Here is a 15,642-nt window from a genome sequence, read left to right as displayed (position 1 = left end):
CCCTAAGCCAAAATATTCTCATTTTCAATGTGTAGTGATGGGGCAGATAGCAGATGGCATGGGGGCTTGGACGATTAAGCAATTTCATTATATCGAACAGTTCGTTCCTTTATGGTGGACCTTAAGAAACTTATATGCATAATGCAATCATTATCATTTGTGTATGCGTTACGTTTTCAAGGGATCACTCACTCAGCACGAAGGGGATAAACAGAAGATGCGCTCTATGAAACGCCAGGTGTTTTGGCCAACAGTGACGTTGGCCGGTTTGGTGGCTGCCAGCCAGGCTTATGGGCAGGAAGCAGTGTCCGAGGAGACACAGAATAACCGTGAAAATTCCGAGCAGACCATGGTGGTCACCGCATCAAGAACCAACACCACCAAGGAAGACTCTCCTCAAACAGTGCGCATCATTACCGAGGAAGAGATTAATCAACAGTTGCAGTTGACCAGCGACTCTTCGCAAATATTAAGTAATCTGTTGCCTTCCTATTCCCCTAGCCGCCAGAAAATGAGCGGGAGTGGTGAAACCCTGCGCGGACGGACACCGCTGATATTGATTGATGGCATTCCCCAGTCTAACCCGTTGCGTCCTACTGGCAGGGAAGCGCATGTCATTGATTTTTCCATGGTGGAACAGATTGAAGTTATCCAGGGGGCCAACGCCACTAATGGCGTAGGGGCGGCGGGCGGTGTCATTAACCTGATTACTAAACGTCCAGAGCCTGGGTCATTAAATCAATATGTTGAAGCCCAGATCACCACTCCTACCAGTGAGCTGAATAGCGATACGATCAGCTACCGAACCAACTATGGGGTAAGTGGCAATAGCGGCAACGTCGATTATCTGTTTTCAGCAAGCCTTGAGGATCAAGGGTTATTCCTGGATGGCAATGGCGACCCGGTCGGAGTGGATAACACCCAGGGCGACCTGATGGATTCTCGCTCGTTCGATATTCTCGGTAAGCTGGCGTATTGGTTCGATGATAATCAGCGCCTGCAATTTACCCTCAACCATTACAATATTGAGGGGCATAATAACTACGTCAGCGTAACGGGGGATCGCGCCAACGGCGTGGTGACCACTTCTGAACGCGGCACCCCGGAAGGGGATGCACCCTATAATCGGGTGTGGACAACCGGCTTAAGTTACGACCACTACGATCTTGCCGGTATGCATCTGAGTGCCCAGGTGTATTACCAGGACTACGAAGCGCTGTTCGGGGCTACTAATTCCGCTACTTTCCAGGACCCTGCCATTGCACCTGTGGGTACTTTCTATGACCAGACCATGGCAGCTACCAGCAAGTTTGGTACCAAGGTCTCGCTGACGAAAGATGACCTCTGGGATGAGCGTTTGAAGCTGACCTTGGGCTTCGATACCCTTTTTGATGAAACAGAGCAGTATCTCTATCAAACTGACCGTACTTATGTGCCGCCCACCGAATACACCGATCTGTCACCTTTCTTACAGGTTGATTTGCGGCCAGTGGATTCTCTGCTCCTTTCCGCCGGTGCCCGTTATGAGTACGCCAAGCTGAGTATTGATAGCTATCAAACTGTTGCGGCTAATAACGGCGTTTCTGTTGAAGGTGGTGATCCCAGTTTCAATGAAACGCTTTATAACTTCGGGGTGGTGTGGAAGCCAGTCCAACACTGGAGCCTGTTCGCCAATTACGCTGAAGGTTTTTCTATTCCTGATGTGGGGCGTGCGTTAAGGGGGATCAATACCCCAGGGCAGTCGGTTGATAATATCGAAAACCTTAGTCCAATTGTTACCGATAATATCGAGACCGGCGTACGCTTTGAGAATGGCCGCCTCGCGGCTGAGTTGAGCTATTACGTGTCGTCTTCTGATTTCGGCAGTCGCCTGACAGAGGTGGATGATGTGTTCTACATGCAGCGCCAGGAGACTGAAATTAAAGGCTTCGAGGCATCAGTAGACTATCAGTTTTCTGATCAGCACTCAGGGCGTTTAGCTTACTCGCGCATGGAAGGCCGCTACGATAGCAACGATGATGGCAATTTGGATGCCAAGCTTTCAGGGCTGGATGTATCGCCCGATCGTCTAACGGCTAGCTGGTCAGCGAATTGGACCGATAACCTCTCCACCTTTGTCCAGGCTAATTACGCCTTCGATGAAACCTTCGATGAAGCAGACCGTGAGTTTGACGGCTACCTGCTAATGGATGCTGCTGTGGGTTATCAACTGCCTGTGGGGCGTGTCAATGTGGGGGTATCCAACCTGCTGGACGAGCAGTACGTTACTTACTACTCGCAAAGCGCACTGGTGAATGACGAGCGCTACTTTGCCGGACGTGGCCGTACCTTAACACTGGGTTATCGTCTGGATTTCTAACCGCCGCGGCTTATCCACGCCATCACAGGCGGCAACCGAGAGCATCCGCTGGAAGCGGTTGCTCTCACCCGCTTAACGAATACGACCAACACGCCATTTCATAACAACATCATATAACAGCTTTTTATAACAACTTCGCAAAGTGACTAGCCAGGGACGCACGGACTCACATGCCACTGGGCGTGTGGGACTTAAATGGACGACATTTTTGCGGAGGCCATATGAGCTACGCACGCTACTCTCGTTTACCTGGCGAGATCAGCCGACATGCGTCTATGCATGCGCTGCTGAACTGCATCATCAAGGAAGTGGCAATTCCCCAAGAGGCCATGTCCCACCGATGGCCGGTCTGCCGAAAAGGGCTACCGGAGCACCTTAATGGGGTGCCTCTACAGATCAGCTGGTCGACGTCACTCTCCCTGTTGGTGATGGTAGACCGCCAATCGGCGTTGGGAAACTATTACTACCTCTCTGATACCTATATAAGAGAGGCAGGGGGCTCCCGCTGGCAAGTACCCGAATTATCCTCCTTGATAACCACCTTATTGGAGCATTGTGAGTGGCTTGAGGGTACGCTTAATCAGGAACTGCGTGATCAGGTAGTACAAAGTCATGAAGTGATGACGTCCATCGTCGCCCACGCTACTGAGCTACCCCGGCTTCAGCCGCTAACAGACTATCCCAGTAGCGAGCAGGGGTTATGGTTCGGGCATCCCAATCACCCCACCCCAAAGGCCAGGCAGTGGCCTGCCCACCTGCTGCAGGATAAGCCCGCATACGCGCCGGAATTTTGCGCTACCACCGCCTTATATCAGTTTTCCTTCCCTGTGGATGGGCTAAAGGTCCAGGCTAACCGGCTGGATGAGAAGGATGTGCTGGCGCATGTGGCGGATCAACGCAGTGCAGAAAATGATGAACGTATTGTACTCAGTATGCATCCGGTGCAGGCCGACCTATTCAAGCAGGACTCTTGTGTAGCCGCCCTAATACGAGGCGGCGTGATTGGAGATCTGGGGCAGAGCGGTTGGCAGGCAGCACCTACGGCTTCCATGCGTACCTGGTATATCGAGGGGCATCCCTGGTTCCTTAAGGGGTCGCTGAATGTACGCATCACCAACTGTGTGCGTAAAAACGCATGGTACGAGCTTGAAAGTACGCTGGTGATTGACCGCATCATGCATCAACTGCTTCACACAAAGGAGTTGGTGCTGGATGCCTTCTGCGTGGCCCAGGAGCCAGCCACGGTGCATTGGGCACCCGTGGATGGGAATGATGAACAGCAACGCTGGTTCCGGGAGCAGACAGGGGTAATTCTGCGCGAAAACTTCTGTCAGCGTTTTTCTCCACAAGCCTGTTTGTTGAGTGCGACATTGTTTGCCCGGGATGCAGCGCTGGCGCCGATGGTGCTCGCTTTTATTGAAGGTAATCGCTCAACTGATCGCAACACCCTTCCTACCCAGAGCAAGGTCAGAGCGTGGTTTAAGGCGTATCTGCGCACACTGCTGGCGCCGGTTATGGGGCTTTTCTTCCGGCATGGCATCGTGATGGAGCCGCATTTACAGAATTGTGTCCTGATCCATGACGAAGGCACTCCCCGGCAGATGCTGCTGCGAGACTTCGAAGGGGTCAAGCTGACCAGCGATAAGGGAATAGAGTGGTTGGCTGGCGAAACACTGCACCCCCGCGTGAAAGCTTCCATGACTTATAGCCGCAAGCAAGGCTGGAACCGTATTGCTTATTGCCTGTTCGTCAACCATATCGCTGAGGCGATTCTGGCATTGAGTTGGCAGCGTCCTGGCATGGCAGATGCGCTGTGGCAAGACACGCTGGATGAGCTACATCGGGTACGGCTTCTACTGGCGGTGCCAGCGCCAGAGCTGGATGAATTACTGCAGGGCGGTGATCTTCCCTGCAAGACCAACTTTAAGTTGCGGCTGATGGCCCAGGCGGACCGGCAGGCCCAGTATGTGCTATTGCCCAACCCCTGGCAGGCCACCCGCGTCATGGGGCGGGAGGTGGCCTATGGCTGAGCATACCGCATTACCTGAGCATATCCTTGCGGCGATTGAGCAGCATCGCCAGCAATGCAGCGATCCCATGGCGGCGTTTTTCTATGACCTACCAGCCCTGGAGGCCCATGGCCGGGCGATGAAGGAAGCGCTACCTCCAGGGGTAGAGCTGTTCTACGCGATCAAGGCGAACAGTGAAGCCGCCATTGTCGATACGCTGGCACCCATCGTAGATGGCCTGGAGCTATCCTCCGGTGGAGAAATTGAGCGTGCCTGTCACAGCGCAACACCGCGGCCCTGGGTACTTTCCGGGCCTGGCAAGCTTGATTCAGATATGCGCCACGCCATGCTTCAGGGCGTGGAGGCTTTCCATGTTGAAAGCCTGGGCGAAATTGCCCGTTTGCAGTCGGTGGCGGCGGCGTTAGGTCATATCCAGCCCGTACTGTTGCGCATTAATCCCATGCTGCCTGAAGCGTTTTCCAGCCGTTTGAGGATGGCGGGTACCGCAACACCGTTTGGTATTGATGAAGCGCGGTTGGCAGCAGCTGTTACTGCGGTCGATGACGCGCCAAACCTCAAATTGGTTGGCTTCCATATTCATGCCATGTCGCATCAAAAAAACGAACAGCGCCATCAGCAGTTATTAGCCTTTTATCTGGAGCGCTGGCCCCAATGGCGCGCATTGGCCCGTTATCCTGAACAGCTTGCACAGCTCAATGTGGGGGGCGGGATTGGTGTGAATTACCTTCAGCCCTGGCAACAGTTTGATTGGGCCCGCCTCTGTCAGGCGTTGGGTCAGCAGCTGGATGCCATGCCTGAACCACCGCTGGTGCGCTTTGAGATTGGGCGTTATCTCTCGGCTTTTTGTGGCTATTACGTCATCGAGGTTCTTGATGCCAAGGTTAGCCATGGGGAAGGGTTTCTTGTCTGTCGAGGGGGAACGCACCAGTTCCGCCTGCCTGCTGCCCAGGGGCATGACCACCCGGTAATGCATTTACCCCAAGATCCGCAGCGGGCGAGCAAAGGCGAGAGCCAGCCCTGGACGGTCGTCGGGCAGTTATGCACACCCAAGGATGTGTTGAGCCGTCATCAGATGCTACGCGGTGTGGCCGTGGGGGATTTACTGGTGCTGCCGCTGGCGGGCGCCTATGGCTACAACATCTCCCATGCCGACTTCCTCTGCCACCCCCGGCCTAAACAACTCTTCGTTGGTCAGACCACTATGGAGGAGGCTTCCGACACTGGCCCTACGCCTTTCGCGTCGATTGATAGTTGGCGCCACCATGCCCGGATTGAGCAGCGTGTTGTCGGCCAATTGCTGCAAACGCTGCTTTACGAGGATGTGCTGCGCTATACCGTAGAGCCGGACCCAACGGCCTGGCTGGCCGGGGCATCGCGCTTTTCTTTAACGCTGGGGAGTCGCTGTTATCAGGTAGATGGCTGGTTATGCCACAGTTTTCAACTGATTCGTCTTGATCACTCCACCTTGCAGGTCAACCGTTCACAGGGTGCACCTGAGCCAGTGAGTTTGCGACGTTTTATCACCGATCTTAAAGAAGCGATGGGAGATGTGGCGATTCAACCCGGCTTTGTCAATGAGTTGGTTCAGACACTGATCAAGGACACACAATCTTCTACTTATACGGCCAGTTACTCCGCATCACCTCAAAAGCTGGGGGCGGATGCGCTGGAGCACTACTTCACCGATGCCCATAGCTATCACCCCTGTTATAAGTCACGGCTGGGCTTCTCTTTACAGGATAATCAGCGTTACGGGCCGGAGTTTGCCCAACCTCTCCAGGTCGTGTGGTTGGCGGTGCCTCGCCGGTTGGCTCATGCCAGTGCTGTGGAAGGGGAAACGTGCGCCGAAAGGGCGGTCAAGGATGCCGGGCCGAAGGTATTGGCTCGCCTGGATGACTATCTCGCGCAGCAGCAGTGCAGGCGTGATGAGGTGGTACTGATGCCGGTGCATCCATGGCAGTGGGAAAATGCCCTGGTTGATGTGCTGTATCCTGAACTTGCCAGTGGCGAGATTGCGTTTCTGGGGGAGGGCGAGGCGGTTTATACCCCGCAGCAGTCGATTCGCACCCTTGCTCCTGTAGAGAGCAACAAACCCTACCTTAAGTTGGCGATGAGTATCACCAACACCTCCAGCACGCGCATTCTGGCTCGCCACACCGTCACCAACGGGCCGATTATTACCCAATGGCTTCAGCGGCTTGTCAGCACGGATGAAACCGCACTATCAGCAGGCTTTGTACTGCTGGGGGAAGTGGCGGGTGTCGCCCTGGATGAGCGTGCCTTTCCCGCCGCCCGCTATGCTGACGTATATGGCAAGGTCGGCGCTATCTGGCGGCAAAATATCAGCGGTTTCCTGCGCGATGGAGAACAGGCCGTACCGTTCAATGGGTTAAGCCAGTTTGTCCGCACCCCGCAGGGAGAGCCTTTGGCTCCCTTTATCACCCCCTGGATAGAGCACTATGGGCTGGAAGCCTGGACTCAGCAACTTATCCACGTGGCCACGCTGCCAGTTATCCACATGCTGTTTGCCGAAGGCGTGGGAATGGAGTCACATGGCCAGAACATTGTGGTTATTCATCGTGATGGCTGGCCCACCCGTGTGGCCCTAAAGGATTTTCATGACGGTGTGCGCTTTAGCGCCTCTCATCTGGCACGTCCTGAGCTGGCACCCCAACTGGAACCAGTACCACCGCGCCACGCGGCGCTCAATCGCAACTCCTTTATCGTTACAGACGATTTGGCAGCGGTACGCGATTACTCCTGCGATGCCTTTTTCTTTATTGCGTTAGGCGAAATAGCCATTTTTCTGCACCGCCATTTTGGCCTGGAGGAGTCGCGCTTCTGGTCCATCACGGCAGAGGTGGTTACACAGTACCAGCGGGCGAACCCGCAGCATGCTGAGCGATATCGCTGTTTCGATGTATTTGCACCGGAGTGGGAGGTGGAAGCACTGACCCGTCGCCGTCTCTTCGGGGATGAGCAACCCCAGGTCAAAAGAGTGCCTAACCCTCTGGCGGTCTATGCACTCAGGAGGGAAGCCGTATGTTAAGACCCAACCGGTTAAAGCGTGCGCTTGTTGAAGGAAAGGAGGTCTATGGCGTGATGGCGTCCATGCCCACGGCAGCCTCGATTGAGTTGATTGGAGAAGCTGGCTTTGACTTTGTGGTTATCGATACCGAACACGTGCTGATCAACCCTGAAACCATTGAGCACATGATTCGCACCGCCGAGAGCTACGCGTTAACACCGCTGGTACGCGTGGCGGATGCCGATCCCAAAGCCATGCTGCGGCTGTTGGATGGCGGCGCTCAGGGCATCGTCCTGCCCAATGTGGAAGTGCCGGATACGCTGGCTAGTGCTGTTGCCGCCTGCAAATATGCGCCGGAGGGGCAGCGAAGTGTCAATGCCGGGCGCCCAGGCGGATTTGGCAAGTCCTCATTGGCGGAGTATGTGGTGCAGGCGAATAAAGAAGTTATGGTCGTCGCCATGATTGAAAGCCGCCGGGGTGTCGAGCAGATAGAGGCGATTTGTGGCGTGCCTGGGCTCGATATGGTGTTGGAAGGGGCGGCAGACCTCTCCCAATCCCTGGGCGTTACCTGGCAGACCACACACCCGGACGTTATTCAGGCGCTGGAGCATATTCAGCGCACCACCCGTGAGCACCGCATTCCCTACTGTGCCTTTCTACGCCAACCCGATGCCAAGGGGCGATGGCAGGCCCACGGTGTGCATACCTTCATGCTGGGTGATGAGAGGGGGATTGCGTTCCGCGCCCTGCAAAAGAGCCTTCATGAGGCCAGGGCTGGTTCGCATTGATGAAGTTTTTTACAAGTGCCTGATACTTTTTTGGAGTTTGTGATCATGAAACCTGTTAACGCCCAGCTTTATTCGCAACAGCAGATCATGCAGTCTTTGGTAGATGGGTGCCTGGTTGAAGGTCTGTTGGATAATCTTGACTCCGAGTGGATACCCACCACGGAAGCAGATGACCGGTTTACTCGGTTATTCCCCTTTGCTCGGTTATTCCCCATTGATAGTGACTACAACGATTCTGCAAAGCGTATATGGCATTGGCCCCAAGAGCAGGCCCGGAGTATTGCCATATTGCTTCAGCCCGGTATTACCCAGGCGTGGGAGAAAGTGCCGAAAACGCCAGTGGTGTTGTTCAACCACACTGATGATCAGTGGCACAGCCTGGAGCCTGAGGACTTCGCCCGTCGCCTCTTTGCTGCGGGTACTTCTAGCAATACCAGCGATGAATCTTCCCTTACCCAGGGCCAAAAGGTGTTTCTTAACGCGCTTTCAGACAGTCTCTGGCAGGCAGCCAGCTCTGTCGCCCATCAGGTTGACACAGAGGCATTGCTAACGCGTTCTACTGCCGAGCACTTCACGGTGATGGAGCAGTGGGCATCACTGCTCGACCGACCTTATCACCCAACTGCAAAAGCCAAGCAGGGGCTAAGTGAGACCGAGTACCATGCCTATATGGCGGAGTTTAATGCGCCTATTGTGCTGCATTGGGTCGCGATCAATACAAGCTGCCTGATCTCGGGCGCGGGTGTTGGTGAAGAGACGCCCATGCCGGTGCGATGGCTTGCCAGTGAGGCCAGCGTCAAGGCCCTGGAACAGGAGATGGACGAGCGAGGGCTGGCACGTACCCATACGGCAATTCCCGTTCACCCCTGGCAGCATGAACATGCGCTGCCTCACTGGTTACAAGAGGCCTTTGAGGCAGGTAATTGTGTCTCGCTGGCAGCGGTCACAGAGCCATGGCTTGCCACTTCTTCGCTGCGCTCACTGGCGCCTACAGTGGCAAGTCCGCACTTTCTGAAGCTGCCGATGGCGATTCATTCCCTGGGAGCCTCCCGCTACCTGCCCGCCGTCAAAATGATCAATGGCGACCTCAGCGCCCGTTTGCTGCATAACGCCAAAGCGCTGGATGCCCGGCTTGCCGAAGGGCTCTACCTTTGCGACGAGGGCAAGTGGTGGGCCTATATGCCAGCAGGGGCGACGCTGTTTGATGAAGCGCCACGCCATCTATCGGCAATGGTGCGCAGTTATCCCGCAGACTTACTGGAAGATGCCGCCGTACGCCTGGTGCCTATGGCCACGCTGGGTACGCCACTGCCAGGGGGCGAGCACCATGTCTTCGATGACTGGTTAGCCCAGCGTGGTATGGCGGCTGGCCCTGCGTCAGTGACGGCGCTGTTTGGTGAGCTGTGCGACTGCTTCTTTGCTATCAATCTGCGTATGTTCCGGTTGGGTATGCTGGCAGAGGTGCATGGGCAGAATGCGGTGTTGGTCTTTAAGTCCGGCCAGTGCCATGGGCTGCTGCTTCGGGATCATGATTCATTGCGTATCTGTGTTGAACGGCTGGAGCAGCATGGTATGCAGGACCCGTGCTACCGCATTAAGCAGGGCCACTCCAATACCCTGTACCACGATAGTCTTGAGGCACTGCTGTTCTGGCTGCAAACCCTGGCCATACAGGTCAACCTGCGGGCTATTATCGATACTCTGGCAGAGCACTTCGGGGTGCCTGCTCATGGCCTTTGGCAGCAGTTGGCCGCCCGCCTGAAAGCGCAAATAGAAGTGGTTCCGTTCGATCACCATGATCGTGACATGCTGATGAAGCAGCTGTTTGAGCAGGAACAATGGCCCTATAAACGCCTGATTGCGCCGATTATCGAGCGTGCGGGTGGGCCAGGAAGTATGCCATTCGGCACCAGTTCAACCTGTAATCCTTTCGTGCGGGTAAGTGCTCTGGCGAAGGACACAGCAGGGGAGGCGTTAACGGCAAACTGATAAGCGCAAGCCGCCCGCCAGTGCCGGGCGGCTTTAGGCAAGCGGGGGGGTCAGCAGAACCAGTCAGGATGCTCCGTTCTTAGCGCATTGCGTTTTTCCGCCTCCTGCGCTTGTTTGGTCTCCGCTGCATTGGCCAGGGCATCGGCACGGTGAGGGGGAACCACAAATAGCCCATCGTCATCGCCTATGATCAGGTCGCCTGGCGTGATGACACTTCCCTCGATAGTGACTGGCATATTGATCTCGCCTTCCAGCTCCAGCGCCCTGGTGGTTAACGGGCTAGTGCCGCGGGCAAACGTCGGCAGCTTTAGCTGAGACAGGTGTTCCCAGTCGGTGATGGCGCCATTGGTGATAACGCCCGCCAGCTGTTTGCGTAAGGCCGCATAGGCCCTGAACTCCCCCCAGCAGGCACGCTGGTGATCACCGCCGACATCAATCACCAGCACATCGCCAGGGCAGGCCATTTTTAGTGCCTCACGGATAATGCTGCCATCCACATGGGGAATGCTAACTGTTAAGGCAGTGCCCAATAGCCGAACAGGGCGTTGGATAGGCATAAGGGTAGAGATAGCGCCGAAATCGGTAAAGTGTCCCAGGGTCGAGGTGGCAATCCGTTCAAACCGCTGCTGTTGCTGGGGGGTAATGCTTTCCTTGCGTGGTTGGATATGGAACATATGGACCTCCCGGGTTCCTCCACTGGTATTCGAATGAGAGCTTCTCTGGTTAAAAGCTAAGGGCGCTGGTAGCGGGTTCTGTGTAGCAGATAAACAAAGAACGGTGCGCCTATCCCCGCCACGAAAATACCCGCGGGCAGGTCTTTGGGTAAAAAGGCCACCCGACCCAACAGGTCGGCATTCAGCACAATCAATGCCCCCACCAACGCTGACGCGGGAACCAGCCGCGCCATATTGCGGCCTACCAGTTTGGCCGCCAGATGAGGGGCAATTAAGCCTACAAAACTGAGTGCTCCCGCATAGGCCACGGCAGCGCCTGCCAGTGCCACGCTACAGGCCAGCAGGCTCACTCGGCTACGCATAATAGCCACCCCCAGTCCTTCAGCAACGTTGTCGCCCAGCGACATCACATCCGCATGGCGGGCGAAGATCAGGCAAACAGGGGACGCTACCAGCAGCCACGGCAGTAGCCCCCGTACATCGCCCCATTGAGCGGCATAGAGGCTACCGGTGAGCCATACATAGGCCGACATGGCAGCAGAGTCGTCGCTAAGTACAATCAATAGCGTGGTGCCTGCCCCCATGGCCGCTGCCAGACCAATGCCCACCAGCACCATACGTGATGGATTGAGTCCGTTTTTCCAGGCCAGACTGAAGACCAGCAGTGCGGAGACCAGCGCCCCCAGCATGGCGGCGAAGGGCAGCCAGTGGAGACTCAAGGTGCTGCTTAGCAGTGCTAAAAACAGTACTGCCGCCAGGGCTGCCCCGCTGGTAATACCGATCACATCCGGAGAGGCCAGCGGGTTGCGCACAATGCCCTGTAAAATGGCGCCTGCCATCGCCAGCGCAGCGCCAACGAGTATTGCCAGCACAATACGGGGCAGGCGAAGCTCCCAAATAATAAACGCAATATCGCTACTTCGCGGTGCAACAAGCGCATGCACCACATTCATGGGAGAGGTGGGAAAACTCCCCAGGCTAAGCGACAGGCCAGCACTCACCAGGAGAAGCAGGCCCAATACCATCAGCCTGGGCAGCAGGTGGGCGCTCTGGGGCTTGGCGGTAGGGGAGAGAGCGAGTGTCGCGTGCTGTTTCATTGGCCTGCCATTTTGCGTCGTGCCAGATAAATAAAGAAAGGCGTGCCAATCAGAGCCGTCATCACCCCCACCGGGATCTCCTGGGGGGGCATTAAAAAGCGCGATGCAATATCCGCCAGTAACAGCAGGCAGGCCCCCAGTAGGGCACAGGCAGGCAGCAGCCAACGGTGATCGATACCAAACAGCCCCCGTGCCATATGGGGAACGATAAGGCCTATAAAGCCGATCATGCCTGCCAGGGCCACAGAGCTGCCTGCCAGTACAATCACTGTTAGCCCAAGCAGTAGTTTGATGGTGGTGGCCGAAAGCCCCAGCCCTGTTGCCATATCGTCGCCCAGCAACAGGGCATTGGCATGGCGCACCAGCAGGGTGCAGAGTAACAGTGCTCCGCCAAACAGCGGCAGTAACGGCATGACCAGGGAGAGGTCTCGCCCGGAAACCGAGCCCGCCAGCCAGTAGAGAACGCTTTCAAAACTTGGCTGATCAATAATCAGCAGCCCCTGGCTGAAGGAAACAAACATGGCGGTCACCGCCACGCCCGCCAGCACAACGCGTAAAGGCGATAGTTCCCCATGTCGGCCTCTGCTGAGCAGCATCACCAGCAGAGCGGCCACTAAGGCGCCCAACAGTGCGGCCCATACATAGTGGGCGGGAGTATGCAGTGGCAACACAGAGACGGCGACCACGACAAAAAACATCGCACCTGCGTTAATGCCTAAAATGCCTGGCGAGGCCAACGGGTTACGCGTAATGGTTTGCATCAGCGCTCCCGCAATGGCCAGGCTGGCGCCCACCAAGGCGGCAACCACTGCTCGGGGCAAGCGCTCCGTAAACAAAATGATATGGGCGACTTTGCCGGGGTCATAGCGGTGCAGTGCTGCCCATAAAGTTGACCAGGCAATGTCAGACGTGCCTGACATAACGCTCACTAAGAACGCACTCAGCATGGCCACTGCCCCAATAAGTAACCCAATACTTTTGGTGGCGCTGCTGTTTAGCATCCTGCTTGCTCCCCCTGGATGTCTGCACGGCTGTCTGAAAGGCCGGGAAGGCAAGTCTCATGGGTTACCAGAAGCGGCGTGGCGTTATGCTGGTGGTTATAGAGGCCATGGTGGTTATAGAGACCATAGTGGTTATAGAGATCATCCAGCATTGCATTGGCCGCTAATATGCCGCCGCCCATCATCCAGTTAACGGGGTTAACCTCGAAAACCCGCTGGCTCTTAACAGCTTCCAACTGCTGCCACAAAGGATGAGAGGACCAGCGCTGGTAGTTATCGACAATCGCGGGGTCTGGCTCAAGCAGCACAAAAATCACATCGGCATCCAGGATGGGAATATTTTCGGTGCTGGTTAGCTTCATTCCCCAGCCGTGAGTTTGCAGTGTGGCAGGCTGCTCAAAGCCCAGCTCATCCAGAATGTAGCCTGAAAATCCACCGGAATAGATGCGCACATGATCGCTTTTAAAGCGTATCACGGCGACTTTTTGCGGCCAGGCATCGCCTAGCTCAAGGGCTATTTGCTGCCGAAAATCGCCGACTCGGGCATCCCAGCGTTGCAGCAACGCCGTGGCTTCTTCCTCCTGGCCTGTGGCATTGGCCACCATGGAAAGCGTCTGTTTGAAGTCGAAAACGTTAGTGGCCGATACGGTCGGTGCAATGGCCGTCAATAACGGCTGTATACGCTCATGTCGGAAATCAGTTGCCACCACCAGGTTGGGTCTAAGCCAGGCAATTTTCTCAAGGTTGGGTTGAGTTTCCAGTCCAACGTGCTCGACCTCTGTCAGGGCGTCGCGCAAATAGTGGTACATGGGTTTCTCTAACCATGAATCGACCACGCCTACCGGGGTAAGGCCAAGGGCAACTGCACTATCGGTGGCCCCCTGGTAAAGCGTAACAATACGTTGTGGCGTGGAGTTCGCGTCTGTGGTGGTTGCTCCACCCTGGGCCAGACCGAATGAGCCTGTTGCCAGGAAGGCGATGGCTGCCACCACTAATTGCTGGGGCAGGGGGGAGAGCCAGCTAATGCCTGAGAACAGAGTGCGAGTCTTCATTCTGCTCTCCTTGCGGGCGCGGTATGCAGCGAATGCGTTTGGGCTACCCCAGAATGTGTCGTACCTGATGAGCTGGTATCCTGTTTTTCAACCGCGCGCCCAAGCTGCCATGCCAGTGGAAGGCAGAGCAGGGCAATGGCAGCCAGGGCAAAAAAGGCCATGTGAAGGGTCGCGGCACTGGCCTCTGTATAAGACACTCCCTGGCTGAGCGCTGCGTTTACCGTGATGTCGTAATAGATAGAGAGTGCAACGATACCCAGTGATGATAACAGTCGGCGGGACATATTATTCATGGCTGACGCCTGGGCAACACTCTGTTCAGGAAGGTCTTTCATACCCACCGTGGTTGACGGCAGGTAGGCGCACCCCATACCCATACCGCGTAGTCCCATCCAGGTGGCAATTATCCAGACCGGTGTGGCCGCCGTTAGTGTGCCCAGCCCAATTAAGCTGATAACCGTGGCGATAAGCCCTACGCTGATACACCACTGGGGTGGATAGCGGTCAATCAGGCGGCCTGCTATCGGTGAGCAGGCGGCGGCGGCCAGGGCGGTAGCGAGAAAAACCAGGCCCGTGGTCAGAGGGCGGAAGCCCAGCGTATTCTGCATCCAAAGCGGTACTAATAAGATACAGCCGAACAGGATAATAGATTGCAGGCAAGCCAGTATGACGCTGAGACGAAAGCTGGCATGACTAAACAGAGAAAGGTCGAGGAGGGGTGTGGCATGGTGCCGTTCAACCCGTACAAACAGTAGCAGGGCCAGAACTCCAAGGGTAAGCGGCACCAGGGCCTGATAACGCAATAGGTCGGTGAGTGATTCCACCCAACTGAGGGAAAACAGCACGGCACCCATGCCAATGGTGATAAGGCTAAAGCCAGCCAGATCAAACGGACGCTGTGGGTGGTGGGATTCTGCCAAGAGATAACGATAGCCGCACAGTAGGCCCAACAGGGCAAACGGCATATTCATTAAAAACAGTGCCCGCCAGTGGCTAATTTCCAGCAGTAGCCCTCCTACGGTGGGGCCGATTGCTGGCGCAATCATCACGGCAAAGCCCCATACGCCACTGGCGCGTCCCCGTTGTTCGCTGGGATAGGCAGAAAAAATCAGCGATAACGATAGCGGGATCATCAATCCTGCCGCCACACCCTGAAGCCCCCGGGCGAAAATAATCCCATTGAGGCTCTGGGCCATGGCGCCCAGCCCAGAGCCTGCCAAAAAGCCCCATAGTCCGAGCAGATAAATATGCTTGCGGCCAAACCGACCAGCCAAATAGCCGGTCAGGGGCATGGTCATCCCCATGGCAATCATAAACATCGTTACCACCAGACTTACGTGGGTGGCGCTGGCGTTAAACGTTACCATCAATTCGGCTACGGCAAGGTTGAGGGCGCTGTTGTTAAGGCTGACGGTAAAGGTACCTAACAGCACACTGATCAGCACCTTTCCACCGTAGGCAGTAGCATTTGGCATGGGCACTCACTTAGCAGGGAGCAAAGGCGTTTGCCTATAACAGAGTATGGCTAGTTGAGACTTAATAAAGGCGGGAATGATTACACGGCAAAATATGTAATGCAAATCGTTATCATTTTTAATGCAGGTAAGGAAAGTACCCGGTAATG

The 15,642-nt window shown here is 55.7% G+C and carries 10 protein-coding genes; 5 read left to right on the top strand and 5 right to left on the bottom strand.

Annotated elements, in window-relative coordinates; all coding sequences use genetic code 11:
• Positions 1-217 precede the first annotated feature (217 nt).
• The 5 genes from HP566_RS17670 (at position 218) to HP566_RS17650 (ending at position 10,194) form a co-directional block, all read left to right on the top strand.
• The gene (locus HP566_RS17670) at positions 218-2,359 is read left to right on the top strand and encodes a TonB-dependent receptor (protein ID WP_284041544.1); all 2,142 of its coding nucleotides are present in this window, start codon (positions 218-220) and stop codon (positions 2,357-2,359) included.
• Positions 2,360-2,580: 221 nt separating this feature from the next.
• Entirely contained in the window at positions 2,581-4,389 is a 1,809-nt protein-coding gene (locus HP566_RS17665) for an IucA/IucC family protein (protein WP_249978632.1), read from the top strand.
• Positions 4,382-7,438 (top strand): IucA/IucC family protein, encoded by a 3,057-nt coding sequence (locus tag HP566_RS17660; RefSeq protein WP_249978631.1) that lies wholly within the window; start codon positions 4,382-4,384, stop codon positions 7,436-7,438. Before HP566_RS17665 ends, HP566_RS17660 begins: the two co-directional genes overlap by 8 nt.
• Positions 7,432-8,205 (top strand): HpcH/HpaI aldolase family protein, encoded by a 774-nt coding sequence (locus tag HP566_RS17655; RefSeq protein WP_249978630.1) that lies wholly within the window; start codon positions 7,432-7,434, stop codon positions 8,203-8,205. Before HP566_RS17660 ends, HP566_RS17655 begins: the two co-directional genes overlap by 7 nt.
• Before the next feature lie 45 nt (positions 8,206-8,250).
• Positions 8,251-10,194: an IucA/IucC family protein gene (locus HP566_RS17650; protein ID WP_249978629.1), complete on the top strand. Its 1,944-nt coding sequence runs from the start codon at positions 8,251-8,253 to the stop codon at positions 10,192-10,194.
• A 50-nt stretch (positions 10,195-10,244) separates the two neighbouring features.
• Here the strand turns inward: HP566_RS17650 and HP566_RS17645 are convergent, their stop codons facing one another.
• The 5 genes from HP566_RS17645 to HP566_RS17625 are packed head-to-tail and all read right to left on the bottom strand — an operon-like array spanning position 10,245 to position 15,493.
• A complete protein-coding gene (locus HP566_RS17645) occupies positions 10,245-10,868 on the bottom strand; it encodes an RraA family protein (RefSeq protein WP_249978628.1) in 624 nt (207 codons plus the stop codon).
• Positions 10,869-10,924: 56 nt separating this feature from the next.
• A complete protein-coding gene (locus HP566_RS17640) occupies positions 10,925-11,965 on the bottom strand; it encodes a FecCD family ABC transporter permease (RefSeq protein WP_249978627.1) in 1,041 nt (346 codons plus the stop codon).
• A complete protein-coding gene (locus HP566_RS17635) occupies positions 11,962-12,966 on the bottom strand; it encodes a FecCD family ABC transporter permease (protein WP_249978626.1) in 1,005 nt (334 codons plus the stop codon). The genes HP566_RS17640 and HP566_RS17635 overlap by 4 nt, the downstream gene beginning before the upstream one ends.
• Complete coding sequence (locus tag HP566_RS17630) at positions 12,960-14,018, bottom strand: ABC transporter substrate-binding protein (protein WP_249978625.1); 1,059 nt, start codon at positions 14,016-14,018, stop codon at positions 12,960-12,962. The genes HP566_RS17635 and HP566_RS17630 overlap by 7 nt, the downstream gene beginning before the upstream one ends.
• Positions 14,015-15,493 (bottom strand): DHA2 family efflux MFS transporter permease subunit, encoded by a 1,479-nt coding sequence (locus tag HP566_RS17625; protein ID WP_249978624.1) that lies wholly within the window; start codon positions 15,491-15,493, stop codon positions 14,015-14,017. Before HP566_RS17625 ends, HP566_RS17630 begins: the two co-directional genes overlap by 4 nt.
• Positions 15,494-15,642: the final 149 nt, after the last annotated feature.

The sequence above is a fragment of the Vreelandella olivaria genome, from assembly GCF_023507745.1.
Taxonomy (GTDB): Bacteria; Pseudomonadota; Gammaproteobacteria; order Pseudomonadales; family Halomonadaceae; genus Vreelandella; species Vreelandella olivaria_A.
The sequence above is the reverse complement of the archived record's forward strand: the minus strand, read 5'-3'. Positions and strand labels throughout refer to the sequence as shown.

Coding starts and splice junctions, on each gene's coding strand:
- HP566_RS17670 (WP_284041544.1), top strand. CDS start 218: ATGCGCTCTATGAAACGCCAGGTGTTTTGGCCAACAGTGACGTTGGCC.
- HP566_RS17665 (WP_249978632.1), top strand. CDS start 2,581: ATGAGCTACGCACGCTACTCTCGTTTACCTGGCGAGATCAGCCGACAT.
- HP566_RS17660 (WP_249978631.1), top strand. CDS start 4,382: ATGGCTGAGCATACCGCATTACCTGAGCATATCCTTGCGGCGATTGAG.
- HP566_RS17655 (WP_249978630.1), top strand. CDS start 7,432: ATGTTAAGACCCAACCGGTTAAAGCGTGCGCTTGTTGAAGGAAAGGAG.
- HP566_RS17650 (WP_249978629.1), top strand. CDS start 8,251: ATGAAACCTGTTAACGCCCAGCTTTATTCGCAACAGCAGATCATGCAG.
- HP566_RS17645 (WP_249978628.1), bottom strand. CDS start 10,868: ATGTTCCATATCCAACCACGCAAGGAAAGCATTACCCCCCAGCAACAG.
- HP566_RS17640 (WP_249978627.1), bottom strand. CDS start 11,965: ATGAAACAGCACGCGACACTCGCTCTCTCCCCTACCGCCAAGCCCCAG.
- HP566_RS17635 (WP_249978626.1), bottom strand. CDS start 12,966: ATGCTAAACAGCAGCGCCACCAAAAGTATTGGGTTACTTATTGGGGCA.
- HP566_RS17630 (WP_249978625.1), bottom strand. CDS start 14,018: ATGAAGACTCGCACTCTGTTCTCAGGCATTAGCTGGCTCTCCCCCCTG.
- HP566_RS17625 (WP_249978624.1), bottom strand. CDS start 15,493: ATGCCAAATGCTACTGCCTACGGTGGAAAGGTGCTGATCAGTGTGCTG.